The 24,551-nt window shown below is 37.9% G+C and carries 25 protein-coding genes and 1 pseudogene; 5 read left to right on the forward strand and 21 right to left on the reverse strand.

Going from position 1 to position 24,551, the window contains the following annotated elements:
• Positions 1-40 precede the first annotated feature (40 nt).
• The 8 genes from cbpD to SMIDD28_RS09990 form a co-directional block, all read right to left on the reverse strand.
• Entirely contained in the window at positions 41-1,159 is a 1,119-nt protein-coding gene (gene cbpD / locus SMIDD28_RS09955; protein ID WP_061425819.1) for a choline binding-anchored murein hydrolase CbpD, read from the reverse strand.
• Positions 1,160-1,247: 88 nt separating this feature from the next.
• Entirely contained in the window at positions 1,248-1,514 is a 267-nt protein-coding gene (locus tag SMIDD28_RS09960; RefSeq protein ID WP_001278169.1) for a Veg family protein, read from the reverse strand.
• 1 nt (position 1,515) lies between these two features.
• Positions 1,516-2,868: a replicative DNA helicase gene (dnaB, locus tag SMIDD28_RS09965; RefSeq protein WP_061425820.1), complete on the reverse strand. Its 1,353-nt coding sequence runs from the start codon at positions 2,866-2,868 to the stop codon at positions 1,516-1,518.
• Between the two features lie 43 nt (positions 2,869-2,911).
• Positions 2,912-3,364, reverse strand: coding sequence for a 50S ribosomal protein L9 (gene rplI / locus SMIDD28_RS09970; RefSeq protein WP_000864214.1), 453 nt, complete (start codon positions 3,362-3,364; stop codon positions 2,912-2,914).
• Entirely contained in the window at positions 3,361-5,334 is a 1,974-nt protein-coding gene (locus SMIDD28_RS09975) for a GGDEF domain-containing protein (RefSeq protein WP_061425821.1), read from the reverse strand. Before SMIDD28_RS09975 ends, rplI begins: the two co-directional genes overlap by 4 nt.
• Positions 5,335-5,469: 135 nt before the next feature.
• Positions 5,470-6,018: a ribosome hibernation-promoting factor, HPF/YfiA family gene (hpf, locus tag SMIDD28_RS09980; protein WP_000599100.1), complete on the reverse strand. Its 549-nt coding sequence runs from the start codon at positions 6,016-6,018 to the stop codon at positions 5,470-5,472.
• Between the two features lie 79 nt (positions 6,019-6,097).
• Positions 6,098-6,760 (reverse strand): ComF family protein, encoded by a 663-nt coding sequence (locus SMIDD28_RS09985; RefSeq protein WP_061425822.1) that lies wholly within the window; start codon positions 6,758-6,760, stop codon positions 6,098-6,100.
• The gene (locus SMIDD28_RS09990) at positions 6,757-8,055 is read right to left on the reverse strand and encodes an ATP-dependent helicase ComFA (RefSeq protein ID WP_061425823.1); all 1,299 of its coding nucleotides are present in this window, start codon (positions 8,053-8,055) and stop codon (positions 6,757-6,759) included. Before SMIDD28_RS09990 ends, SMIDD28_RS09985 begins: the two co-directional genes overlap by 4 nt.
• A 56-nt stretch (positions 8,056-8,111) precedes the next feature.
• Between SMIDD28_RS09990 and SMIDD28_RS09995 the strand changes: the two genes are divergently transcribed.
• The 3 genes and pseudogenes from SMIDD28_RS09995 to cysK all read left to right on the forward strand — a co-directional run bounded on the left by SMIDD28_RS09995 (position 8,112) and on the right by cysK (position 9,959).
• Positions 8,112-8,747, forward strand: coding sequence for a YigZ family protein (locus SMIDD28_RS09995; protein ID WP_061425824.1), 636 nt, complete (start codon positions 8,112-8,114; stop codon positions 8,745-8,747).
• A 93-nt stretch (positions 8,748-8,840) separates the two neighbouring features.
• Positions 8,841-8,936, forward strand: a pseudogene (locus SMIDD28_RS12360) (PH domain-containing protein); the annotation flags it as partial.
• Between the two features lie 96 nt (positions 8,937-9,032).
• Positions 9,033-9,959, forward strand: coding sequence for a cysteine synthase A (gene cysK / locus SMIDD28_RS10000; protein WP_000029885.1), 927 nt, complete (start codon positions 9,033-9,035; stop codon positions 9,957-9,959).
• A 120-nt stretch (positions 9,960-10,079) separates the two neighbouring features.
• Here cysK and tsf read toward each other — a convergent pair whose 3' ends face one another.
• The 12 genes from tsf to yfmF all read right to left on the reverse strand — a co-directional run bounded on the left by tsf (position 10,080) and on the right by yfmF (position 21,254).
• Positions 10,080-11,120, reverse strand: coding sequence for a translation elongation factor Ts (tsf, locus tag SMIDD28_RS10005; RefSeq protein WP_033689577.1), 1,041 nt, complete (start codon positions 11,118-11,120; stop codon positions 10,080-10,082).
• Between the two features lie 78 nt (positions 11,121-11,198).
• Positions 11,199-11,978, reverse strand: coding sequence for a 30S ribosomal protein S2 (rpsB, locus tag SMIDD28_RS10010; protein ID WP_014017378.1), 780 nt, complete (start codon positions 11,976-11,978; stop codon positions 11,199-11,201).
• A 226-nt stretch (positions 11,979-12,204) separates the two neighbouring features.
• On the reverse strand, positions 12,205-13,383 hold the full coding sequence (gene pcsB / locus SMIDD28_RS10015; RefSeq protein WP_061425825.1) for a peptidoglycan hydrolase PcsB: 1,179 nt from the start codon (positions 13,381-13,383) through the stop codon (positions 12,205-12,207).
• 93 nt (positions 13,384-13,476) lie between these two features.
• The gene (gene mreD, locus SMIDD28_RS10020) at positions 13,477-13,971 is read right to left on the reverse strand and encodes a rod shape-determining protein MreD (RefSeq protein ID WP_049511280.1); all 495 of its coding nucleotides are present in this window, start codon (positions 13,969-13,971) and stop codon (positions 13,477-13,479) included.
• Positions 13,971-14,789 carry a rod shape-determining protein MreC gene (mreC, locus tag SMIDD28_RS10025; protein ID WP_061425826.1) on the reverse strand — a complete coding sequence of 273 codons (819 nt, stop codon included), beginning with the start codon at positions 14,787-14,789 and terminating at the stop codon, positions 13,971-13,973. The genes mreD and mreC overlap by 1 nt, the downstream gene beginning before the upstream one ends.
• Positions 14,790-14,848: 59 nt before the next feature.
• The gene (locus SMIDD28_RS10030; RefSeq protein ID WP_061425827.1) at positions 14,849-15,643 is read right to left on the reverse strand and encodes an energy-coupling factor transporter transmembrane component T family protein; all 795 of its coding nucleotides are present in this window, start codon (positions 15,641-15,643) and stop codon (positions 14,849-14,851) included.
• Complete coding sequence (locus tag SMIDD28_RS10035) at positions 15,636-16,475, reverse strand: energy-coupling factor transporter ATPase (protein ID WP_061425828.1); 840 nt, start codon at positions 16,473-16,475, stop codon at positions 15,636-15,638. Before SMIDD28_RS10035 ends, SMIDD28_RS10030 begins: the two co-directional genes overlap by 8 nt.
• Positions 16,460-17,287, reverse strand: coding sequence for an energy-coupling factor ABC transporter ATP-binding protein (locus tag SMIDD28_RS10040; protein WP_061425829.1), 828 nt, complete (start codon positions 17,285-17,287; stop codon positions 16,460-16,462). Before SMIDD28_RS10040 ends, SMIDD28_RS10035 begins: the two co-directional genes overlap by 16 nt.
• Positions 17,284-17,829, reverse strand: a complete 546-nt coding sequence (pgsA, locus tag SMIDD28_RS10045) for a CDP-diacylglycerol--glycerol-3-phosphate 3-phosphatidyltransferase (protein ID WP_000712127.1) — start codon at positions 17,827-17,829, stop codon at positions 17,284-17,286. Before pgsA ends, SMIDD28_RS10040 begins: the two co-directional genes overlap by 4 nt.
• 10 nt (positions 17,830-17,839) lie before the next feature.
• Positions 17,840-18,682 (reverse strand): cytoskeleton protein RodZ, encoded by an 843-nt coding sequence (gene rodZ / locus SMIDD28_RS10050; protein WP_061425830.1) that lies wholly within the window; start codon positions 18,680-18,682, stop codon positions 17,840-17,842.
• A 41-nt stretch (positions 18,683-18,723) separates the two neighbouring features.
• Positions 18,724-20,007 carry an EF-P 5-aminopentanol modification-associated protein YfmH gene (yfmH, locus tag SMIDD28_RS10055; protein WP_061425831.1) on the reverse strand — a complete coding sequence of 428 codons (1,284 nt, stop codon included), beginning with the start codon at positions 20,005-20,007 and terminating at the stop codon, positions 18,724-18,726.
• Positions 20,004-21,254: an EF-P 5-aminopentanol modification-associated protein YfmF gene (yfmF, locus tag SMIDD28_RS10060; protein WP_061425832.1), complete on the reverse strand. Its 1,251-nt coding sequence runs from the start codon at positions 21,252-21,254 to the stop codon at positions 20,004-20,006. Before yfmF ends, yfmH begins: the two co-directional genes overlap by 4 nt.
• Before the next feature lie 158 nt (positions 21,255-21,412).
• Here yfmF and yaaA point away from each other — a divergent pair, with 158 nt between their 5' ends.
• Both yaaA and recF read left to right on the forward strand, forming a co-directional pair.
• The gene (gene yaaA / locus SMIDD28_RS10065) at positions 21,413-21,781 is read left to right on the forward strand and encodes a S4 domain-containing protein YaaA (RefSeq protein ID WP_061425833.1); all 369 of its coding nucleotides are present in this window, start codon (positions 21,413-21,415) and stop codon (positions 21,779-21,781) included.
• 2 nt (positions 21,782-21,783) lie between these two features.
• Positions 21,784-22,881 carry a DNA replication/repair protein RecF gene (recF, locus tag SMIDD28_RS10070; protein ID WP_061425834.1) on the forward strand — a complete coding sequence of 366 codons (1,098 nt, stop codon included), beginning with the start codon at positions 21,784-21,786 and terminating at the stop codon, positions 22,879-22,881.
• A 48-nt stretch (positions 22,882-22,929) separates the two neighbouring features.
• On the opposite strand, the gene guaB is transcribed toward recF, so the two are convergent.
• On the reverse strand, positions 22,930-24,408 hold the full coding sequence (gene guaB, locus SMIDD28_RS10075; protein ID WP_061425835.1) for an IMP dehydrogenase: 1,479 nt from the start codon (positions 24,406-24,408) through the stop codon (positions 22,930-22,932).
• Positions 24,409-24,551: the final 143 nt, after the last annotated feature.

Below are 24,551 nucleotides of genomic sequence, written 5' to 3' on the forward strand. Positions count from 1 at the left end.
CTTACAGAAAAGAGCAGGAAAAATTTCCTACTCCAATTTTCTATACTCGTTCTCCATCACTGTTTACTCTGTAGCCATCCACCGTCGTATTGACAGCTAAGGCGCCTGAAGAGTAAGAATAATACCACTTACCAGAAACTTGATACCAGCCTGTTTTCATTGCCCCTGAACTATCCAGATAATACCACGAGCCATTTTCCTTTAACCATCCTGTCTGCATTTCGCCAGATGATTTCAAATAATACCAGCTAGAACCATCTTTCAGCCATCCCGTTGATTTAGAACCATTTGATTTGAAGTGATACCAACTACCATTTATTTTTTTCCAACCAACAGTCAATCCATTATTTGAGCTATAATTAGAGCTATTCCCTGATTGGTTCTGATAATTTTGTGAAGAAGCCACTCCTTCTAGCTGGATATAACGACGACTTCCGTTATAAGATGTATAACTCAACCACTTGTATCCATCTTTTTCGAGAATTTGATCATAATGAACAGTCTCCCCAGGATAATAGTAATCAATCGCAGTTGCGCTAGCTAGAGGCTGATTTTTGATAGCAGCCTTAGACTTGAAATAATGTGTTCCTCCTGTTGAAGCTGAGGTTTGACTATTCCCAACACTGCCACCAGCCAAATCTTTAAAATGAATAAATCCTGTCATCGTATTTGCTTTTATAATTCGTTTATTATAGGCTTCTGTATAACCATAGTTATATTCCTCGATCTCAATCTGATCTCCCATTACATTTGACACCCAGGCAACATGCCCATAAGTTCCTGCAGTAGACCAAGCAATGGAGCCAATCGTCGGTGTATTATCTACACGATAGCCTTCACGACGAGCACGATGCCCCCATTCATTCGCATTTCCATAAGCCCTTGGAATCTCAAAACCATTGACATTACTCAAACGAAAGGCTGCAAAAGAAGTACACTGACGAGAATACATGCGCCACTGATCAATCTCCTGACTCCCATTTTTATAGTAAGCAGGATAATCATCCCCACGCGCAATCGATCCATTTCCTCCAGAATAGGCATATACACTATCACTCGCTGCTAGCATCAATCCTACTACTAAAAAAGGAACAACCTTTTTAACTGATTTTCTCAAAGAAAATCCTGTCTCTGTTACTTTGAATGGTAAAACTTTCATTCTTCCTCCTTGAAAAATAATATAAATCGAAGATTACCTTCACTTAAACTATTCGGAAAAAAAAGAAAAAGTGAGAAAATTTCTCACTTTAGTCCAGATAATGAATCAAATTCTTTTCAGTAAGGATATCTGAGTAAGTAAAGGATTCAACGTAAACATTAGCTTGTTTATCTCCTTCCACATTCCCAAATTCCACGATAAATAGGGATGGATAAACTTCAATTAGCTTACCTAATCTATTTTTTTGGCGCTTACGACCATTCTCCAAAGTCATTTCTACGACTTGTCCCTCATGTGCCTTGATTTCTTCTTTGATTTTTTTCATCTTGGCTACATCTGTAAATGCATCTGACATCTTATGCCTCCCTCTTTGAGATACTTGAAAATTTATTGTATTCTTTTTGGAAAATTAATTCCACCGTTCCACGAGCTCCACTACGGTTTTTCTCGATAATAACTTCTACCTTATTATTTGGTATGCCTTCCTCTTCTGCACCACCACGCTCATAGTAATCGTCACGATAGAGAAAAGCTACGATATCAGCATCCTGCTCAATAGACCCAGATTCACGAATATCAGACAAGACCGGTCTCTTGTCCTGACGTTGTTCTACACCACGAGAAAGCTGACTTAGAGCAATTACTGGAACTTTCAGTTCCTTGGCTAGGATTTTCAACTGACGTGAAATTTCTGAAACCTCTTGTTGACGATTTTCCCGACCAGTTCCCGTGATAAGCTGCAAGTAATCTATCAAAATCAAACCAAGATTACCCGTTTCTTGAGCAAGTTTGCGTGAGCGAGAACGAATCTCTGTAATCCGAATCCCTGGCGTATCATCGATATAGATACTTGCATTCGCTAGATTCCCTTGAGCAATGGTATATTTTTGCCACTCCTCATCAGTCAATTGACCCGTACGGATAGAATGCGATTCTACCAAACCTTCTGCCGCCAACATACGATCCACTAGACTTTCCGCACCCATTTCGAGTGAAAAAATAGCAACCGTTTTGTCCAACTTGGTCCCAATATTCTGAGCGATATTCAAGGCAAAGGCTGTCTTACCAACCGCCGGACGGGCTGCTAGGATAATCAACTCCTCCTCATGAAATCCAGTCGTCATACGATCCAAGTCACGATAGCCTGTCGCAATACCTGTAATATCGGTCGTTTGTTGCGAGCGAGCTTCCAGATTTCCAAAGTTGACATTCAACACATCTCGAATATTCTTAAATCCACTTCGATTAGCATTTTCGCTGACATCAATCAGACCTTTTTCTGCCTGAGCAATAATTTCATCAGCTGGTTGCGAAGCCTCGTAAGCTTGATTGACAGACTCTGTCAACTTGGAGATTAATCGCCGTAGCATAGCCTTTTCTGCAACAATTTTAGCATAATACTCCGCATTAGCAGAAGTTGGCACAGAATTGACAATTTCAACCAGGTAAGACAAGCCACCAATATTCTGTAAATCGCCTTGATTATCAAGAATAGTACGAACCGTTGTTGCATCTATGGCATCGCCACGATCGGATAAATCAACCATGGCTTGGAAAATCAAGCGATGGGCATACTTAAAAAAGTCCCGAGACTCAATATATTCTCGCACAAAAACAAGCTTACTCTCATCAATAAAGATAGCCCCTAAAACGGATTGCTCAGCTAAGATATCTTGAGGTTGTACTCGTAACTCTTCTACTTCTGCCATCAGACTTCCCTTCCTTTTACAATCTTGTCAAGAAGATGTAAATTTATCCTTCTTTCACACGAAGATTGATTACACTTGTGATATCTTGATAGATTTTCACTGGCACATCAATCAAACCAACCGCTCGAATCGGAGCTTGTACTTGAATATGACGTTTATCAATTTTAATTCCAAATTGCTTTTGCAATTCTTCTGCAATCTTCTTATTCGTAATTGAACCAAAAGTACGGCCATCTGGACCAACTTTTTCAACAAATTCTACAACAGTTTCTTCTGCTTCAAGTTGTGCTTTAATTGCTTTTGCTTCTGCAATCATCTCAGCGTGAGCTTTTTCTTCAGATTTTTGTTTACCACGAAGCTCACCTACCGCTTGAGCAGTCGCTTCTTTAGCTAGGTTCTTTTTGATAAGAAAGTTTTGTGCATATCCTGTTGGTACTTCCTTAATTTCGCCTTTTTTACCTTTTCCTTTAACATCTGCTAAAAAGATGACTTTCATTCTTCTTTCTCCTTTTCCTTTATTTCGTTTAATACAATTTCTGTCAGTTTTTCACCTGCTTTCGACAAGGTTAAATCCTTAATTTGAGCTGCTGCTAAATTAAAGTGGCCTCCACCTCCCAGCTCTTCCATAATTCGTTGTACATTCAGTTTACTACGACTTCGAGCTGAGATAGAGATAAATCCTTGTGTATTCTTCGCAAGAACAAAACTCGCTTCAATACCTGACATAGCTAACATGGCATCTGCTGCCTTACTAATAACAACTGTGTCATAGCATTTCGAGTCCTTAGCCTCTGCTATTAGTACATCTGAACCTAATTTACGCCCCTGTAAAATAAGTTCATTTACCTCACGATATTCTTCAAAATCTGTCGCAGCCATTTCCTGGATAGCAATACTATCACTTCCTCTCGTTCTAAGATAGCTAGCAACATCAAATGTCCGACTAGTCACCCGTGAGGTGAAATTTTTAGTATCTAACATCATACCAGCCATCAAGACGCTTGCTTGCATACGACTCAAACGATTTTTCTTAGAATTCTGGAACTGTAGCAATTCCGTTACCAACTCACTAGCACTACTTGCACCACTTTCAATATAAGTAATAACTGCATTATCTGGGAAATCCTGATCCCTTCTATGGTGGTCAATAACAATAGTTTGGGTAAACAAATCATAAAAATCTTTTGATAAAGTTAAAGCTGTCTTTGAATGGTCTACAAGAATCAACAAAGAACGATTGGTCACCATCCCCATTGCATCCTTAACAGACAACAACTTCGTAACTCCTTCTTTTTCTAAGAATGAAACAGCTCGTTCAATATCTGGTGACATTTGTTCTTCGTCATAAATAGCATAGCTATTTTCAGTCACATTGCTGGCAAACAACTGCATACCTACAGCAGAGCCCAAAGCATCCATATCTAGATTTTTGTGGCCAACTACAAAAACCTGATCCACACTCCGAATCTTATCTGAAATAGCTGTCATCATAGCGCGCGTACGAGTCCGTGTACGCTTGATTGAGGCAGCAGACCCACCACCAAAATAAACTGGATTTTTCGTTTCGTCATTCTCCTTGACAACCACCTGGTCTCCACCACGCACTTCAGCCAAGTTCAGGTTGAGCAATGCAACTTTCCCTATCTCATCATGATTTCCATCACCATAAGAAAATCCCATACTTAAGGTCAAAGGCAGCTGTCTCTGTTTCGCCTCTTCTCTGAAAGCATCAATAACAGAAAATTTATCATTCATCAATCCCTCAAGTACCGTATAATCCGTAAATAGATAAAAACGGTCCATACTCACTCGACGGGAGAACATGGCATGTTTTCCAGCAAATTCTGAAACAAAATTGGCTACAAAACTATTAATATGACTGATATCAGACTCCGATGTTTCATCTTCTAAGTCATCGTAGTTGTCAACAGAAACAATCCCAATCACAGGTCGACTTGTCACTAACTCAACAGTCGCTTCGTATTCTCCAGACACATCAAAGAAATAAAGAACTCCAGATACCTTGTCCATATGAACCGAATAACGGATTTCACCTAAGGTGGCATAAGAACCTGGATTCCCCACAGACGCCTTTATAATTGTTTGAATTAATGCAACATCAATCTCGCCCACTTCATTAGTCAAAATCAATTCAGCATAAGGATTATACCATTCAACTTCACCTGACGACAAGTCTAATTTAATAACTCCAACAGGCATCTGTTCTAACAAGGTTGTCAAACTTTCTTCAGCTTGGTGGTTTACATACTGGATTTGTTCTACTTCACTCCTTGAGTAGTAGTCTCTCTGATGAATGAATAATAAACTATATGAACCCAAAATAAGTAGGAAAAGAAATAGCGTTACCAGTGTATTCGTTACAAAAACAAGTTGCACAGATAGCACTCCGAACGCCACTATTCCTAATATTAAGGGGAAAATAGGACTTACATAAAATTTTTTCATTCCAAACCTCTTGGCACCCATTATACCATAATAACCACCAAAAAGCGACTTTTTAAAAGTGTAATCAGTAATTCTATCAATTATAAGAAAAAGGAGGTTTACAATTCAGTAAACCTCCCTTTACACATATTGAAATTAAGATTCTTTAACTTCTAACAAACCAATTTCGCCATCTTCACGACGATAAATCACATTAGTTGTTTGATCTTCAACATCCACATAGATAAAGAAATCATGTCCCAACAAATCCATCTGTAGAATAGCTTCTTCCAAATCCATTGGTTTTAAATCAATTTGTTTTGAACGAACAACTCTAGATTGGACAACATTTGGATCTTCCACCAAAGCATCTGTAAATAATTGACTAGTTGCTACCTTATTTTTATTTTTACGCTCGATTTTTGTTTTATTTTTACGAATCTGACGTTCAATTTTATCGGTTACAAGGTCAATTGAACCATACATATCTTGAGACACATCTTCTGCACGAAGAGTAATTGAACCAAGTGGAATCGTCACCTCCACTTTAGCAGTTTTTTCACGATACACCTTCAAGTTAACTCGAGCATCCAACTCTTGTTCAGCTTGAAAATACTTTTCGATCTTTTCGAGTTTAGAAACTACATAATCACGAATTGCTTCTGTTACTTCTAGGTTTTCACCACGGATACTATATTTAATCATATGAGTACCTTCTTTCTAAACATTTTTGTTTTTCTGATTTCATTATAACGCTTTCATTTTATTTTTGCAAATTTTTTCCTCATCTTACAAGGGAAAATGTTTTTACATCCTTAGCACCAGCTTCTTCCAACAGTTTCTTAACACGATTTATAGTTGCTCCTGTAGTATAGATATCATCTATAAGTAGGATTTTTTTAGGAATAGTGACTCCACTTTTAATAAAGAAAGGAAGTTCTGTCCCCAAGCGCTCTGAGCGACTTTTAGAAGAACTGGCTCTCTCTTCTCTTTTCTCTAATAAATCCAGATACTCAAAGCCTGCTGCCTCTACCAAGCTCTCAACCTGATTAAATCCTCTGTTAGCATATCTATCAGGACTTAGGGGAATTACAACAAATTGATACTCTTTGTACTTTTTCAACTCCTCACTTAAAAATGAAGCGAAAACTTTTCTTAACAGGAAATCCCCATCAAACTTATACCGACTGAAAAAATCCTTCATAGCTTGATTGTAAGTAAAAATCGCTCTATGACTGACTTCAACTCCTTCTTTACACCAAAGTTGACAATCTTGACACTTTGTTGACAAACCTGTTTTCATACAATTTGGACAGTTCTCTTCCCCAATTCTTTCAAAAGTAGAATCACAGTCTGAACAAAGACAAGAATCATCATTCCTCAGAAGTAATAGACTACTAAAAGTTAAAACAGTCTTCATAATCTGCCCACATAACAAGCACTTCATAGACCAGCCTCCTTATTCATCATCTGAATTTCCTTAATCGCCTTCTTGATTGAAGCATTTAACCCATCATGGAAGAAAAGCAAATCTCCTGTCGGTCTATCCATACTTCGCCCAACTCGTCCACCAATCTGAATCAAGCTAGACTTGGTAAAAAGGCGATGATTGGCCTCTACTACGAAAACATCCACACAAGGGAAGGTAACCCCACGCTCCAAGATTGTCGTACTGATAAGTATTGTCAGTGCTCCATCTCGAAAAGCTTGTACCTGCTCTAATCGATCTTCTGTGATAGAAGAGACAAATCCAATTTTCTCATTTGGAAATTGCTCCTGTAAGATTTCTTTTAACTGCTCCCCTTTCTTAATTTCTGAAGCAAAAATGAGTAACGGATAAGCTGTCTTTCTCTGCTTATCAATATAGGACTTTAACTTTGGCGACAAACACTTCTTATCTAAATAGCGATTAAAATCCGATAACCAAACTGGCTTAGGAATAATCAATGGATTCCCATGGAACCGTCTCGGTAAACTCAGTCTTTTTAGTTCTCCTAAACGGACCTTTTTATCTAACTCATCGGTAGAAGTTGCTGTTAAAAAGATTCTCAAGCCATTCTCCTTTACACTATTCTTGACAGCATGGTAAAGCGTAGAATTGTCAACATAAGGAAAGGCATCCACTTCATCCACTATCAGCAAATCAAAAGCTTGATAAAACTTCAATAACTGATGGGTCGTCGCAACAACTAGTGGTGTTCGAAAATACGGCTCTGATTCTCCGTGTAGTAAAGATATCTTGCAAGCAAAATCCTGCTGCAGGCGCTTGTACAGCTCCAAACAAACATCTATGCGAGGACTAGCCAAACAAACTGCACCACCCCTATTAATCACCTTAGCCACAACTTGATAAATCATTTCTGTCTTTCCAGCCCCTGTCACCGCATGAACTAAAGTTGGCTCTTGCTTGTCTACTGCTTGAATCAGTCCCTCTGATACCTTCTCTTGAAAAGGAGTTAATTGACCACGCCACTTAAGAACATCTTGCTTCGGAAAATCCTCCTGCGGAAAATAGTATAAAGATTGATCACTCCTAACTCTCTTCATCAGTAAACACTCCCTACAATAGTAAGCACCGATGGGCAAATACCATTCATCTAAAATAGCACTATCACAACGTTGACAGAAAAGTTTCCCCTTCTCCTTTCTCATTGCTGGAAGTTTCTCTGCTAACTGACATTCCTCTTTAGTTAATTCATTCTCAGTAAACAAACGACCGAGATAATTTGGATTTACTTTCATACTTCTTTATTCGTAAAAACCTAGCGCTTTAGATGATTTTTTAGTACAATTAAATCATGGAATTTAGAACAATTATAGAGGACGGACAAGTCCAAGAAGAAATCAAAAAATCCCGCTTTATCTGTCATGCCAAGCGTGTTTATAGCGAAGAAGAGGCTCGTGACTTCATTACTGCCATCAAGAAAGAGCACTACAAAGCTACGCATAACTGCTCTGCCTTCATTATTGGGGAACGTAGTGAAATCAAACGGACAAGTGATGATGGTGAACCTAGTGGTACTGCTGGCGTTCCCATGCTTGGGGTACTAGAAAATCACAATCTCACCAATATCTGTGTGGTAGTGACACGCTACTTTGGTGGTATTAAACTAGGCGCTGGAGGACTGATTCGTGCTTACGCCGGCAGTGTCGCCTTAGCTGTCAAAGAAATTGGCATCATTGAAATAAAAGAACAAGCTGGCATTGCTATTCAAATGTCTTACGCTCAGTACCAAGAATACAGTAACTTCCTTAAAGAACATGATCTCATGGAACTGGATACAAACTTTACAGATCAAGTCTATACGATGATTTATGTTGATAAAGAAGAAACAGAAACTATTAAAGCTGCACTTGTAGAGTTTTTTAATGGAAAAGTCACTTTAACTGATCAAGGTTTACGAGAAGTTGAAGTTCCTGTAAACTTAGTGTAAATAATAGATAATGCAGTGTTTCACTGACATTCTCACCACTACTTTAATTAGCAACATAAAAAGATACTTGCCAAGACCCACTAGAAAATGAAGCAATTCAAAAAGAAAACAGATATCGTTCCACTTTACACCTATTTACTAGAATTAGCTTATCACAATCGCTTGAAAATTAACTGCTTAGACCTATGATATAAAAAAATCCTATCACTTCGATAGGATTTCTATATTTTACAAATGGTATAGATAGCGTTATACTAGAAATATCTTATACAAAGAGGTATTCATATGTCTATTTATAACAACATTACTGAATTAATCGGTCAAACTCCGATTGTTAAACTCAACAACATCGTGCCAGAAGGGGCTGCAGACGTCTATGTAAAACTTGAAGCATTCAACCCTGGTTCTTCTGTAAAAGATCGTATTGCTCTTAGCATGATTGAAAAAGCTGAACAAGACGGTATTCTGAAACCAGGTTCTACAATTGTTGAAGCAACAAGTGGAAACACTGGTATTGGACTTTCATGGGTAGGTGCTGCTAAAGGATATAAAGTTGTCATCGTTATGCCTGAAACTATGAGTGTAGAACGACGTAAGATTATCCAAGCTTATGGAGCTGAACTCGTCCTAACTCCTGGTAGCGAAGGAATGAAAGGTGCTATTGCTAAAGCTCAAGAAATCGCTGCTGAACGTGATGGTTTCCTTCCTCTTCAATTTGACAATCCAGCTAATCCAGAAGTACACGAAAGAACAACAGGAGCTGAGATATTAGCTGCTTTCGGTAAAGATGGATTAGATGCCTTTGTTGCTGGAGTTGGTACTGGTGGAACGATTTCTGGTGTTTCTCATGCACTCAAATCAGCAAATTCAAGCATTCAAGTTTTTGCAGTAGAGGCAGACGAATCTGCTATTCTATCTGGTGAAAAACCTGGACCACACAAAATTCAAGGTATCTCAGCTGGATTTATTCCTGATACACTGGATACAAAGGCTTATGATGGTATCGTTCGTGTAACATCAGACGATGCACTAGCACTCGGCCGTGAAATTGGTGGAAAAGAAGGATTCCTTGTAGGTATCTCTTCAGCTGCAGCTATCTACGGAGCCATCGAGGTTGCCAAAAAATTAGGTACAGGTAAAAAAGTTCTTGCTCTAGCACCAGATAACGGTGAACGTTATCTCTCTACAGCACTCTATGAATTTGAAGTGTAGTCTCCTAAATACACTTAGCCCTTATTATAGGGCTTTTTATTTATACCTTAAAAATAGGAACATCTCCCTATAAAAAGCGACTGCATAGAAAAAGGAAGCAATTTGGCTTCCTTTTTCTTATTAGTTATTCAAGGCTGCTGCCATTGTAGCTGCAACTTCAGCTTCGAAGTCATTTGCAGCTTTTTCGATACCTTCACCAACTTCAAAGCGAGCGAACTCAACTACTGAAGCGTTAACTGATTCAAGGTATGCTTCAACTGTTTTGCTGTCATCCATGATGTATACTTGTGCAAGAAGTGTGTAAGCTTGGTCAACTTTAGTGTTGTCAAGCATGAAGCGATCCATTTTACCTGGGATGATTTTGTCCCAGATTTTTTCTGGTTTACCTTCTGCAGCCAATTCAGCTTTGACGTCAGCTTCAGCTTGCGCAATCACTTCATCAGTCAATTGAGCTTTTGATCCATACTTCAAGTGTGGAAGAGCTGGTTTGTTAACCATTGCACGACTTTCATTGTCTTGGTCGATTACGTGGTTCAATTGTGCCAACTCATCTTTAACGAATTGCTCATCCAATTCTTTGTAAGAAAGAACTGTTGGTTTCATCGCTGCGATGTGCATTGACAATTGTTTAGCAAGTGCTTCGTCTCCACCTTCAACAACTGAAATAACACCGATACGTCCACCGTTATGTTGGTATGCTCCAAAGTGTTGTGCATCTGTTTTTTCAATCAATGCAAAGCGACGGAATGAGATTTTTTCTCCGATAGTTGCTGTTGCAGATACGTATGCAGCTTCAAGAGTTTCACCTGAAGGCATTGTCAAAGCAAGTGCTTCTTCATTATTAGCAGGTTTTCCTTCAGCAATAACTTTAGCTGTAGTATTTACCAATTCAACGAATTGAGCATTTTTCGCAACGAAGTCAGTTTCAGCGTTTACTTCAATAACTGCTGCAACATTACCGTTAACGTAAACACCAGTCAAACCTTCTGCAGCAACACGGTCAGCTTTCTTAGCTGCCTTAGCCATACCTTTTTCACGAAGCAATTCAATCGCTTTTTCGATGTCACCGTCTGTTTCTACAAGCGCTTTTTTAGCGTCCATAACACCGGCACCAGATTTTTCACGCAACTCTTTTACAAGTTTAGCTGTAATTTCTGCCATTTTGATTCTCCTATATTTTTTAAAAATAGGAGAGCCGGGCTAAGCCCCGCCCTCCTAGGTAATTACTATTTACATGAATTAAGCGTTGTCGCCTTCTACAACTTCAACGATTTCTTCAATTGAATCTGCTTGAGTTTCTGAAGCTGCAAATTCTGCTTCAACCGCTGCTGCATCTTCACCTTGACGTCCTTCGATGATAGCGTCAGCCAATTTAGCTGTAATCAATTTAACAGCTCGGATAGCGTCATCGTTAGCTGGGATGATTACATCGATATCATCTGGATCAGTGTTGGTGTCAACCATCGCTACAACTGGGATTCCCAATTTCTTAGCTTCTTTAACAGCGATTTGCTCTTTATGTGGGTCAACTACGTACATAACATCTGGGATACGAGGCATATCTTCGATACCACCCAAGAATTTTTCAAGACGTGCACGTTGTTTGTTAAGAAGTGCAACTTCTTTCTTAGGAAGAACTTCGAAAGTTCCATCTTCTTCCATACGTTTGATCTCTTTCAAACGAGCGATACGTTTTTGGATTGTTCCCCAGTTTGTAAGAGTTCCACCCAACCAACGGTGGTTAATAAAGTATTGACCTGAACGTACTGCTTCTTCAGCAACTGCATCAGCTGCTTGTTTCTTAGTACCAACGAACAATACAACTGCATCGTTAGCTGCCGCATCACGCATGAAGTCGTATGCTTGGTCAGCGTATTTTACAGTTTGTTGCAAGTCGATAACGTGGATTCCGTTACGCTCTGTAAAGATGTATTTAGCCATCTTAGGGTTCCAGCGACGAGTTTGGTGACCAAAGTGTACACCAGCCTCAAGAAGTTGTTTCATTGAAATTACTGCCATGAGTATTTCTCCTTTTTGTTTTTTTCCTCTTCTTGACTTCAACTTGCAAAACGACCCAAGGGCAACTGCTTCACAATTCATCAAGAATGAGTATTATCGTTCACACGACAATTTTCATTTTACCATACTTTTCCAACATTTTCAAGCTATTTTGATATAATTTTTAATAGGGATTGTCCCTAGTAAAATCTGAAAAAGAGGGCTCTATTCGAGTCCCTCTCTCTAATTAGTCTGCATAAATATATGTCACAAAACCTTCAGAAGTCGTTGTTGGATTGAACCATCCACGGTGATTTCCAATTGTACGATTCCCAGCATAATTTGATTCAGATACTTGGATACGTGTTGTTGATTCAACAGCTGTAACAACCGCTACGTGACCATATCCACCATCATTCCAACATGCAATTGCTCCGACTTGAGGTGTTGAACCTGTACGGAAGCCTGCTGCTGCTGCACTTGTAGCCCACTGTGCTCCATTACCCCAGTAGTCTCCAGCCCAAGGTGCCAAGGTTTTTACTCCCCATGTACATTCACCAATTGGATAAGTTGAGGCATTTGTGTTATATGTTGGACGTACTTTAGCCTGAACAGGTGCTACTGCAGATTCAGATACTGCTTGTACCTGTGCTGTTAGGTTTGTATTACCTGAAGCAAGTACTGATTGTTGTTGGCTAGCTTGTTTTTCTTTATAAGCCGCTTCTGCTGCTGCTGCTGCACGAGCCTCTGCCTCAGCAGCTGCTTTTTGTTCTAATAGACTTGCTTTTTCCCCTTCAGCTGTCGCTTTCTCAGCAGCAAGACTCAATTCAGCAGCCTTTAGTTCTGCCTGTTTCGTAGTCAATGCTTGAGCATCATCAGCTAATTTTTGTTGATTAGCAATTACAGTATTGATAGCATCATTATTTGCTACTTGTTTTTCAGAAATAGCTTTTTTATCTGCCTTTTGTTGTTCTAACATTTTGTTATTCGCAGATACGATTTCACTCATTGCAGCAACACGTGAAATAGCTTCTGTAATTGATTTTGAGTTTACGATTGTATTGATGTAGCTAGTTGCGGCTCCATTTGTTTGAGCACTACGAGCTTGTTTTTCCAAAGATTGGTTACGAGAAACAATGTTTTTAGAAAGTTCTGTAATCTCACCCTCGAGTTTCTTAGATTCTGCTTGTAATCTATCATTTTCAGCTTGCAAGTTAGATTGCTCAGCTTGAATAGCTGATACTTGCTCCTGAATTTGGTCAACTTGTTTTTGGGCTTCTTGTTGTTGTGCTGTTAAGTTACTAATTTTATTATCTTGAGCAGCAATTTTGTCATCAGTAGTTTCTGCATGCGCAGTCGTCAATACTGCTGCCTGGGAAACCATTACTGTACTTAATAAAAGTGACGCTAAGATTTTTTTCTTCATATTACGTAGATACTCCTTCTTTTAAAGACAATACTAGTATACCAAAAAAAACTCCAATAAATATTACGCCTTTGTTACATTTATATGTCGTTCTTATAGATAATATTTTTCAAAAATAAATTGAAAAACAGTAATCCATAAAAAATTTAAAATCATCGTCGGTACCAAGCTATAGACTATAAAAATCGACATGTTATCCACTGTCAGCCCTACCATAAAAGCCAAAAGATAACTACCCATTTCAAACAGGAATGTCAGGACAATCATGGCTAGCATTCGTGTCCAACGATTCAACAAAATAACACTATTCAATTTATGAAGAAAGGCTCCCAACAAGATAAATAAGAGAGTTGCAATCCCTATTAAATGGAAAAAGTAAACATCGTAAACCAAGCCTATCACAAAACAATAGACTAGGTAGAGATACTCTGATACTTCTATCGTCTCAAATAAGAGAAATAAAAACAGAAAATGACTAGCCAAATGTACATGGGGGAAAAATGAGCCCAGAAGCTGGCTAATATGGGCGTCAATTAGAACAAAGAAAGGAAGTAATAAAAACACTCCAACCCGCTTCAACTGTCTCATCATGAATTCCCCACTAATTCTATCACATCCACATTATGAGTATCTGCACTCAATTTAACAGTTACTTCTCGCGTCAAATAGTCTGTACTATGCGTTGTGGCAACCACTTCACCAACAGGAATATCCGCAACGTTAAAGTTTCCTAATCCACCCGTTGTCACCTTATCGCCTGTACTAATATCGCTATTGCTATTTAATTGGCTAATTTTAAGAACTTCATTTTCCTTGTCGTAGCCAACAATAATTCCATAAATTGTGGTAGTGCCGTGTTGAATTTTAACAGAAATCTTATCAGCATTTTCCGTATTTGTCAGAAGGTTGACTATAGTAGAGTTGTCCTCTACTTTTGAAACACTCCCAATCAAGCCACCATTTGCAATAGCTAACATATTCTCAGAAGCCCCTTTTGATTTCCCTGCATCTAAGGTCAACTCCTGCTTCCAAGATACTGGAGAACGCATAATAACATCTGCTGCTAAAGTCTTTGTGGCTTGCAATTTAGACTTCATATCAAGCAATTGACGCAATTGTTCATTTTCCGTCTTTAAACTTTCCGCCTCATTTGATTTAACTTCTAATTGGTAAATCTGTTTCTTCAAACTTTCATTTTCATTATATGTTCGTGTCAAATGTGCCAAATCTGATTTGACAGAATCAAACCACCGAAAAGGTTTTTGCACAACTCTATCAACCAATGAAATTCCATCTCCTAATTTTGTCACAATTGTACTTGAATAAGTCGTAGCTAAGAGAGCTGAGACAAGCAGAACAGTGACAAAAATAATAATGACATATTTTGATTTTTTAAAACGGTTCATATCCCTACCTTTATATCAAAAACTGTTACAGTAACTTTTTTATCAATTCCTGAAATCTACTAAGATTTTAAGAAAAATAAACAACAACCAAGTACGAGAACAACAAGAATTGCTAGCGTATCCTTTCGAGTCCATTTCAATTGTCTGTATTGACTTCTACCTTTTCCACTCTGATAACCACGCGCTTCCATGGCGATAGCCAAGGAATCTGCACGTTTTAAACTTGTCGCAAAAAGAGGAATCAAAATAGGAATCATAGCCTTTACTTTTTGAACGATACTTCCTTCACCAAAATCCACTCCACGCGCTTTCTGTGCATTCATAATCCGCGTCGTATCATCCATCAAGGTTGGGACAAAACGTAGACTCATGGACAGCATCAATCCAATTTCATGAACTGGAACTTTCACACGCTTTAAAGGTGCTAATAAAGCTTCGACAGCTGAGGCCAAACTTAAGGGCATGGTCGTTAAGGTTAACAAAGTTGAAAAGAAAATGATCAATACAAAGCGACAAAAAATAATTCCAGCTTGTTGCAAAGCATAATCCGTGATTCTCACAAACGAAAACTCAAATAAAACATTCCCATTAGAAATGAAAAAAAGTTGAAAAAAAGTTGTGAAGGCAATCAAGAAAAACATAGATTTCAAGCCCTGAATAAAAAATGAAAGAGATACTCCTGACAAGGCAATAAATATCCCTGTTGCTATAAAAAGAATCAAATTCGTCAAGGGATTATTAGCCCAAAAAACGATCAAAATCAGTAGCATCATAGCCAGCAATTTGCTACGTGGATCCAACCGGTGAACAATCGAATCCCCTGGGATATAACGCCCCAAAATCATACTATCCATTTAGCGACTCCTTGAACTCCTCTATCTTAATCGGTAATCGTTTAAATGATACGCCTCTATCAGCCAATCGTTTACAAAAGGCCGTAATTTTAGGTACTCCCAACTGCACTTCTTCCATAAAGACAACATCTTGAAAGATATCACTTGGCTTACCACCCTTAACTAGACGTCCCTTTTCCATCACATAGACTTGGTTCGCATATTCGGCAACATCATCCATCAAATGCGTTACCAAAACAATAGTCATCCCTGACTGGTGGAGTTTTTTGAACAGAGTCATCAACTCTTTTCTCCCTAGAGGATCTAGGCCTGCTGTGGGCTCATCTAAAACTAATATAGCTGGCTCCATGGCAAGTATGCCTGCAATGGCGACACGTCTCATTTGTCCACCTGACAGCTCAAATGGGCTGCGATTAAAAAGTGATTCATCAATTCCAACCAGAGCCAGTTTCTCACGCGCAATCCGCTCCGCATCTTCTTCAGAAACTCCAAAATTTTGCGGTCCAAAAGCAACGTCCTTCAAAACCGTTTCTTCAAAGATCTGATTTTCAGCAAACTGAAACACCAAGCCAACCTGTTTTCTAATTTGACGAATATCTTTATTTTTAGAAGTCGAAGTGATTAAGGTATCAAAAACTCGTACACTCCCTTGACTTGGCACCAATAAACCATTTAAGAGTTGTAAAATAGTTGATTTACCACTACCTGTGTGCCCGATTAAAGCTGTATAAGAACCATCTTCAATCGTCAAAGAAACATCCGACAAAGCTGCTGAAGCTAAGGGAGTACCTTCTTGATATGTAAAACTCACATTTTCTAGAGCAATTCCCATAGCTTATCCTCTAGCTCACTTTCTGTCAAATAATTTTCAGGTAAATCATAGCCATTCTGGCTCAAAGAATATTTTAATTGATTAGCAAAAGGATTGTCTAATCCAATTTGATCCAAATCATTTCGAGAGAAAAGTTCTCTTGGGCTACTGGTTGATTCAATTTCCCCTTTTTTCATGACCAACACACGATCACTCATGGCAACTTCTTCCAAATCATGGGTAATGGAAATGACCGTCATATCATAGTCTTTCCGAATTCCTTTTACTGTCTCAATCAGTTCTCTACGTCCCTCAGGATCCAACATACTTGTTGCTTCATCTAAGATTAAAATAGCTGGTCTTAGGGCTACAACACCTGCAATGGCCACACGTTGCTTTTGGCCACCTGATAGACGCGCCGGCTCTCTCTTTTTAAAGTCCAACATGCCAACTAAAGCCAGAGCTTCTTCCACTCTCTTTTTCATTTCTTGACGAGAAAGTCCCTGATTTTCCAAACCAAAGGCAACATCATCTTCAACAGTCGCTCCAACAAATTGATTGTCTGGATTTTGAAAAACCATACCGATTTGACGACGTATATCCCAAACATTTTCCTCAGTCAACCGTTGGCCATCTATTACAATCTCTCCAGATTTCGCTTCCAGTAAGCCATCAATCAATCGAACCGTCGTTGATTTGCCACTACCATTATGTCCTACAATCGAAAGCCATTCTCCACGTTTCACGTGAAACGTAATATCCTTCACATCATAGTATTCTTGACTTTCCTTATAACGAAAAGAAAGATTTTTTACATCAACTACTGATTTCATTTCGAACCAAATGTCCCTTTAAATACATAGGCACTACCCTTGAAATAATCATAGCCAGAGTAGATAGTGAAAAACAAGGCTACATAAAGTAGAACTTGACCAAGCAAAGTCCAGTGTAATAGCAAGAAAATAATCGCAAACATCTGACTGAAAGTTTTAATTTTTCCAGGCATTGCTGCTGCTAAGACTGTTCCGCCAGTTTCAACCAGTAAAAGCCTTAAACCTGTCACAGCCAACTCACGACAGATGATCACTGCAACAATCCAAGCCGGAGCCATACCTAGCTCAATCAACATAATAAAAGCCGACATAACTAGTAGTTTATCCGCCATAGGATCTGCAAATTTACCGAAATTACTGACTACATTCCATTTACGAGCTAAATATCCATCTAAATAGTCGGTAATACTGGCAATAGCAAAGATAATAGCTGCCACTATATGACTCTCTATCGAATTTCCTATCGTTAAAATAAAGATAAAAATAGGTATAAAGAGAATTCGACCTATTGTTAAGAGATTGGGAATTTGTTCTTTTTTCATTCGTTTTTCCTTAATTTTTAGTAAAGGTTACAGTGATTTGTCCAGTCTGCGCTGTTAACTTCGATAAATCAACAGTCTGATTATCTACTGTCAAAGCAACACCTTTTACAACACCTAACGTAATTGTTACAGGACTTTTAGTTGCAACTGTTGCTTCTGCACTTTTATTATCCGGTGATAAGGTTACACCGCCCTCAAGTTCGCTTTCTGAAACGCTGACCCAACTTGTAACATCTGAAACTGCCAATTGAAATTTAACTGTTTCCTTACTTGTCTTATAAGCGATTTCTACATGATTTCCTTCGCCTGATACACTTATAGCTGATTCTATACTAGAAGAACTGCTAGATGAACTACTACTTGATGAGTGAGGAACAGAGCTAGTTGAACTTATTGAACTTGTTGATTGAACCACACTGTAATTAGAAAGAGAAGGCCCCTCTGGTTGAGTTTGAATATAGTTCCAAACATAATAGGTCACAAAAATTAAAATCGATAAAGCAAAAAGGATAAAATAAAATAAAGGTAAAAAGGATGTTTTTTTCTTCTTTTTCTTACTTGAACGTCTACGACCTGTCAACTCATCTTCATCAACATCTACTTCCTCATAAGTAATCATACTCCCAGAATCATAAGCATCCAAAACAATTTGATCATCTAATTCAACAGCCCATGCATATTTTTTCAAGAAAGAACGCGTGTAAAAAGGACTTGGAAGTTGATCGAAATCGTCTGCTTCCATTGCTTCCAACATATCTAACTGGATGTCTGTCTTTTTCTGCAATTCATCTAAACTCAATCCCTGATTGATTCTAGCTAATCGTAAAACCTCTCCAATTGTTTTTTTTCTCATACTTGTCATCCCTTCTTTCTAGTGTCTATTATGATAGGTTACTACGATGGGAATATTGTAAAATCAACTATGTCACCATCATCTATTAAATGATGTCCAGCATCAAGGACATCCTCTAAAGTAATTTCCTGTAAAATTTTCGGCAAATCAAAAATTGTCTCACCATTTTCAAAAGCATCATATTGCGTTGCAATAAATTCAAGAGAGTTCACGCTACTGAAAAATTCTCCAAACATCTCTCTTTTTATAATATCTAAATGATCCTCTGTAATATCTAAATCCTTTGTAAAATTACGAATATCCTTCCTAAACTGATGAGATAAAGCAACTGGCTCTTTTGTATCCATTGTCAGCATGACAAAATGAAAACGACTTGTTACTTCAATTTCAGGAGATAAGGAAGCATCTATTTTACCTGATTCATATAACTTTTGAAAACGATCCGAAGTCCAACCAAACATCATTGCAAACAATAATTTTAATAAAACATGATGTCGATAGCAATCCGCCTCAGCAACTTCTCGATTACCTCTAATCCCAATCGCTAGTTTGGGAGAAGATACTTTCATTCTCATACTGTCTGTTTGCTTTACAGGCTGTAAAAGAAGCTTTTCTCTTGCTACTTCCTGAACATCTAAATCTTTCAGCTCTTTTCTTTCAAAGTAACCCTGAACTAGCTCTACATCAAAATCACCAACTAAAAACAGAGACATGTTTACAGGTTTGTAAAACCTTGTAAAATTTTCTTGCAAATTAGTTAGATTGACTTGGGAAATGGACTCCTCACTTCCAACTATATCCGTTGCTAAAGGTGTGCCAGGATATAAATTTGCTAAAGTTGAAAAGAACAAACACGAATCTGGATCATCTTGATACATTTCTCGTTCTTGCTGAATAATATCCTGCTCTCTTAAAATGGAATCTTCAGTAAAATGTGCTGATGTTACCAATTCATCAAGTAACTCTAAATTTTCTAAAAAATGATCCGTTGCTGAAAAAAGATAGCTTGTTTTTGTAAAGCTTGTAAAGGCATTACTATCTGCACCTAGACTCGTAAAAGCCGACATCAAGTCGCTAGAATCTTCTCTCTCAAATAATTTATGTTCAAGAAAATGAGCAATTCCTGCAGGATATTCTTTTACATCTCCGTCAACTTCTGTGACAAGCGTATCTACCGAACCAAACTGTACAGTTACACTCCCGTAAACCTCTTTAAATTCCTTTTTAGGCAAAAGAGCAACTGTCAATCCATTTGACAAACGAGTTCGATAAATCATTTCTTTTACAGCTGGATAGTATTTTTCTTCAAAAACAACCTTTGTCATTCTATTCCTTCCATAAAGTAAATCGCCTGTAGTTTCACATTAGTAGCTGCTCTACAAATAGCATCTTTGTCAACTTGCTCGAGTTTTGCAATCCAACCTTTAAAGTCTGCTGAGGATTTTCCAAGTAAGGCATTTTGATAAGTACGTTCAATCAATGAACCTTGATTATCTTGAGAAAGTAATAAAGACCGACGAATCATTTCTTTGGTCTGCTCTAACTCAAGTTCTGTAAAATATCCTTTTTTTAAATCAAGCAGTTGATTATTCATCATTTTACGAGCCTGGTTCCGATTTTCTCGATCGATACCAGCATATATCCTCAAGAATCCACTAAATAAATCGAGCTGACTTGAAATAGTATAAGCCAATCCAGCATTTTCACGGACATTTGTAAATAGTTTAGAGTGAGCAAATCCACCCAGTAAACCATTCATTACAATCATGGGTAAATGTTGCTCATCGCCATATTCAGAAGGGCAATGATAACCTAATTCCAAAATGGATTGTCCCACATTTTTCCGAACCATACCTTCTTGCAGGATATTGGAATAAGGCTGACAATACTGAACCGTCACATCTCCTTCTCGACCTTTAAAGCCAAATGATTCTAATACATTTTGAATTTCAACTTCATTAAAATCACCTAGGAAAAAGAAATCGATTCGATCATTGGCCAAAAATTCTTGGAAACAAGAATAAGAACTTTGTGGAGTTTCATCTAAAATACGATTTCGTAAATCACTATATTCCAATTGGAGACGTTCATCATGAAAAAACAATTTATCCAATTCTTTATGTGCAAAATAAAAAGAATCATCCATATCAGCTGCTAAACTTGCTAGCAATTGCTTTTTCTCAATTTCAAATAAGGACGGATCAAATCCATTATCAACTAGCATGGGTGAAAAAAGAGTTTCTTTTACTAGTTCCAAAATCTGAGAAGTTAGCACATTTTTCCTACTTAAAAACTCATCACGAACATAGGTAAATGTCAATTCTACAATATGACTTTGCCCTCTTCTGAAACAATTAGTTGACATATCTGTGCCGTATAGACTGGCTAAATGTCTCCTCAAATCTTGAGAAGTGGGGTACATCTGATTAGCAGTCTCTAGCATACTCGCACTCAACATGCGACCTGCAATCGTATCAAGGGATAATGGAGCGGTAAAACGCACGGCGATTTTGTTCGTTTTAAACTTTTTTGATTGGATAAAATGTGTTGAAATTCCATGCACTAACTCCATGATTTACCTCCTTATATACAGACTTCTATTATACCACGAAAACCTGAAATTTTCTTGTTCTCTGTAACACTTTTGAAATAAAAATCGCTTACATTTCTCCCTATTTCTCTCACTATTTTTAGGAAAATATGGTATAATACCAAAGATTGAGGTGAATTATGGAATACAAATTATTTGAAGAATTTATTACCCTCCAAGCACTACTCAAAGAACTTGGAATTACACATAGCGGAGGAGCTATCAAATCATTTCTCTCTGAACATTCTGTTTACTTTAATGGGGAATTAGAGAGTCGTCGCGGTAAAAAACTTCGTATTGGCGATAAAATTGACATCCCTGACATGAATATTGACATCTTGTTGACACGACCTACTTCTGAGGAGCAAGATGAATACCAAGCTGATAAAGTTGAAAAAGAACGAATCACTAAACTCGTCAAAGAGATGAATAAGGGAGTAAAAAAAGACAAATCGAAACCTGCTTCATCACCAAAAAGCAAACAAGCTCCGCGATTCCCTGGTAGATAATCATGTGGCTACAACACCTATCTCTCAAGACTTTTCGTAACTATAAAGAGACGAAAATAGACTTTAATCCTAAATTAAATGTCTTTTTAGGACGCAATGCGCAAGGTAAAACAAATATGTTAGAGGCTATCTATTTTTTAGCCTTAACACGTAGTCATCGAACTCGAACAGATAAAAATCTCATTCATTTTGATGAGGAACAACTCCATCTTTCAGGTCTTGTTCAGAAAAAAACTGGATCTATTCCTCTCGAAATCGAACTAACACAAAAAGGACGTGTGACAAAAGTGAATCACTTAAAGCAGGCACGACTTTCAGATTACGTAGGACACATGAATGTTGTCTTATTTGCTCCGGAAGATTTACAACTAATTAAAGGAGCACCTTCGATTCGACGAAAATTCATTGATATGGAGCTTGGGCAAATTAAACCAATCTATTTATCAGATTTAACCAATTATAACCATATCCTAAAACAAAGAAACACTTACCTAAAATCAGCTCAAAAAATAGATGAAACCTTCCTTTCAGTCTTAGATGATCAGCTAATTGATTATGGATGTCGTGTAATGAATCACCGCTTAGATTTCATAAAAAAACTAGAATCATTTGGGCGTAAGAAACATTTTGAACTCTCTAATCAGATTGAAGAGTTGTCAATATCCTATCAATCTTCTGTCAAGCTAATTGACAAAGAAGACTTATCAGAATCTTTCAAAATTGCTTTAGAAAAAAGTAGGTCCAGAGATTTATTTAAAAAGAATACTGGTGTTGGGCCTCATCGAGATGATATTTCTTTTTATATAAATGAGATGGATGCTAGTTTCGGAAGTCAAGGCCAACATCGTAGTCTCGTCCTTTCTATAAAATTAGCAGAAATCGAATTAATGGAAAGTATTACTACAGAATCTCCGATATTATTGCTTGACGATGTTATGAGTGAACTTGACAACACTAGACAGTTAAAATTATTAGAAACGATTTCTCATTCAATCCAAACCTTTATCACAACAACAAGCTTAGATCATCTTCAAAATCTGCCAGAAAATCTAAGTATCTTCACTATTCAGGATGGTAAAGTTACTGTAAATGAAAATTGACAACATTGTAAAAGAACTCCTGTTTTTACTGGAGTTCTTTTCATTTTTTTACATAGAATAATTTGGTGCCTCATTCGTAATTTGTACATCATGAGGATGGCTCTCTTTCAAACCAGCACCAGACATTTCAATAAATTGAGCATTATCGTGTAGTTCTTTAAGGTTAGCTGCACCACAGTAACCCATACCAGAACGAATACCACCAATCATTTGGAAGACAATATCAGCTGCAGCACCTTTATAAGCAACACGACCTTCAATTCCTTCTGGAACGAGTTTGTTTGCTTCATTGACAGAACCTTGGAAGTAACGATCGCTTGAACCTTTCTTCATAGCAGCAATTGATCCCATACCACGGTAAGTCTTAAACTTACGTCCTTGGAAGATTTCAGTTTCGCCTGGAGCTTCATCAGTTCCAGCAAACATTGATCCAAGCATAACTGCATTTCCACCTGCAGCAAGGGCTTTTACAATATCTCCAGAATACTTGATTCCACCGTCAGCAATGATCGTTTTACCATATTCACGCGCAACAGCTGCAGCATCATAGATAGCTGTTACTTGCGGAACACCGACACCAGCAATCACACGAGTTGTACAGATTGAACCTGGCCCAATACCAACCTTGACAACGTCTACACCTGCTTCATAAAGGGCACGTGCACCTTCAGCAGTAGCAATATTTCCAGCAATCAAAGTACGATCTGGGAAATGAGAACGAATCTCAGCAATTTTACGCAAGACACCTGCAGAATGACCATGTGCAGTATCAATAACAATCGCATCCGCTCCTGCTTCAAAAAGAGCCTCTGCACGTTCAAATGTATCTGAAGTAACACCTACTGCACCTGCAACTAGTAGACGACCAAACTCATCTTTAGCAGCATTTGGAAACTCAATAACTTTTTCAATATCTTTGATAGTAATCAAACCAGAAAGACGACCTTCTTCATCTACCAAAGGAAGCTTTTCAATACGGTGTTCTTGAAGAATACTCTCAGCTGTTGCAAGCTTTGTACCCACAGGAGCAGTAACAAGATTTTCACTGGTCATATGATTTGAGATTGGTTGGTTATAGTCTGAAATAAAACGAAGATCTCGGTTTGTCAAAATACCAACCAATTTACGATTTTCAAGTGTTTCAACAACTGGAACACCACTAATACGGTAACGACCCATAAGCTCATCTGCTTCAGCAATTGTATGTTCAGGTGTCAAAAAGAACGGATCAATAATAACTCCATTTTCAGAACGTTTTACCTTACGAACCTCGTCTGCTTGTTGAGCAATTGACATGTTTTTATGGATAACTCCGAGACCGCCTGCACGAGCAATAGCAATAGCCATTTGACTCTCTGTTACTGTGTCCATAGCAGCGGTAATAATTGGGATATTTAAAGTCAAATTATCTGCCAATTTAGTTGTTAAATCTGCATCGTTAGGCAACACATGACTTTCAGCTGGAATAAGCAATACATCATCAAAGGTAAAACCTTTTTTCAAAAATTTAGTGTCCCAATTAGACATTCGAAGTTTCCTCTTTTCTTTCTTTTTGAGCTTGACTCTTTTTATATTGTATCTATCATACCATTCTATAAAAATTTGTCAATTGTTACAGGGGTAAATAAAAAACTATCTTTTCTTCGAAATAGAAATGATAGTTTCTTATA

This window comes from Streptococcus mitis, assembly GCF_001579045.1.
GTDB lineage: Bacteria > Bacillota > Bacilli > Lactobacillales > Streptococcaceae > Streptococcus > Streptococcus mitis_D.

What these genes read in the sequence shown, in the direction of transcription:
- cbpD (WP_061425819.1), bottom strand. Translation starts at nt 1,159, where the DNA reads ATGAAAGTTTTACCATTCAAAGTAACAGAGACAGGATTTTCTTTGAGA.
- SMIDD28_RS09960 (WP_001278169.1), bottom strand. Translation starts at nt 1,514, where the DNA reads ATGTCAGATGCATTTACAGATGTAGCCAAGATGAAAAAAATCAAAGAA.
- dnaB (WP_061425820.1), bottom strand. Translation starts at nt 2,868, where the DNA reads ATGGCAGAAGTAGAAGAGTTACGAGTACAACCTCAAGATATCTTAGCT.
- rplI (WP_000864214.1), bottom strand. Translation starts at nt 3,364, where the DNA reads ATGAAAGTCATCTTTTTAGCAGATGTTAAAGGAAAAGGTAAAAAAGGC.
- SMIDD28_RS09975 (WP_061425821.1), bottom strand. Translation starts at nt 5,334, where the DNA reads ATGAAAAAATTTTATGTAAGTCCTATTTTCCCCTTAATATTAGGAATA.
- hpf (WP_000599100.1), bottom strand. Translation starts at nt 6,018, where the DNA reads ATGATTAAATATAGTATCCGTGGTGAAAACCTAGAAGTAACAGAAGCA.
- SMIDD28_RS09985 (WP_061425822.1), bottom strand. Translation starts at nt 6,760, where the DNA reads ATGAAGTGCTTGTTATGTGGGCAGATTATGAAGACTGTTTTAACTTTT.
- SMIDD28_RS09990 (WP_061425823.1), bottom strand. Translation starts at nt 8,055, where the DNA reads ATGAAAGTAAATCCAAATTATCTCGGTCGTTTGTTTACTGAGAATGAA.
- SMIDD28_RS09995 (WP_061425824.1), top strand. Translation starts at nt 8,112, where the DNA reads ATGGAATTTAGAACAATTATAGAGGACGGACAAGTCCAAGAAGAAATC.
- cysK (WP_000029885.1), top strand. Translation starts at nt 9,033, where the DNA reads ATGTCTATTTATAACAACATTACTGAATTAATCGGTCAAACTCCGATT.
- tsf (WP_033689577.1), bottom strand. Translation starts at nt 11,120, where the DNA reads ATGGCAGAAATTACAGCTAAACTTGTAAAAGAGTTGCGTGAAAAATCT.
- rpsB (WP_014017378.1), bottom strand. Translation starts at nt 11,978, where the DNA reads ATGGCAGTAATTTCAATGAAACAACTTCTTGAGGCTGGTGTACACTTT.
- pcsB (WP_061425825.1), bottom strand. Translation starts at nt 13,383, where the DNA reads ATGAAGAAAAAAATCTTAGCGTCACTTTTATTAAGTACAGTAATGGTT.
- mreD (WP_049511280.1), bottom strand. Translation starts at nt 13,971, where the DNA reads ATGAGACAGTTGAAGCGGGTTGGAGTGTTTTTATTACTTCCTTTCTTT.
- mreC (WP_061425826.1), bottom strand. Translation starts at nt 14,789, where the DNA reads ATGAACCGTTTTAAAAAATCAAAATATGTCATTATTATTTTTGTCACT.
- SMIDD28_RS10030 (WP_061425827.1), bottom strand. Translation starts at nt 15,643, where the DNA reads ATGGATAGTATGATTTTGGGGCGTTATATCCCAGGGGATTCGATTGTT.
- SMIDD28_RS10035 (WP_061425828.1), bottom strand. Translation starts at nt 16,475, where the DNA reads ATGGGAATTGCTCTAGAAAATGTGAGTTTTACATATCAAGAAGGTACT.
- SMIDD28_RS10040 (WP_061425829.1), bottom strand. Translation starts at nt 17,287, where the DNA reads ATGAAATCAGTAGTTGATGTAAAAAATCTTTCTTTTCGTTATAAGGAA.
- pgsA (WP_000712127.1), bottom strand. Translation starts at nt 17,829, where the DNA reads ATGAAAAAAGAACAAATTCCCAATCTCTTAACAATAGGTCGAATTCTC.
- rodZ (WP_061425830.1), bottom strand. Translation starts at nt 18,682, where the DNA reads ATGAGAAAAAAAACAATTGGAGAGGTTTTACGATTAGCTAGAATCAAT.
- yfmH (WP_061425831.1), bottom strand. Translation starts at nt 20,007, where the DNA reads ATGACAAAGGTTGTTTTTGAAGAAAAATACTATCCAGCTGTAAAAGAA.
- yfmF (WP_061425832.1), bottom strand. Translation starts at nt 21,254, where the DNA reads ATGGAGTTAGTGCATGGAATTTCAACACATTTTATCCAATCAAAAAAG.
- yaaA (WP_061425833.1), top strand. Translation starts at nt 21,413, where the DNA reads ATGGAATACAAATTATTTGAAGAATTTATTACCCTCCAAGCACTACTC.
- recF (WP_061425834.1), top strand. Translation starts at nt 21,784, where the DNA reads ATGTGGCTACAACACCTATCTCTCAAGACTTTTCGTAACTATAAAGAG.
- guaB (WP_061425835.1), bottom strand. Translation starts at nt 24,408, where the DNA reads ATGTCTAATTGGGACACTAAATTTTTGAAAAAAGGTTTTACCTTTGAT.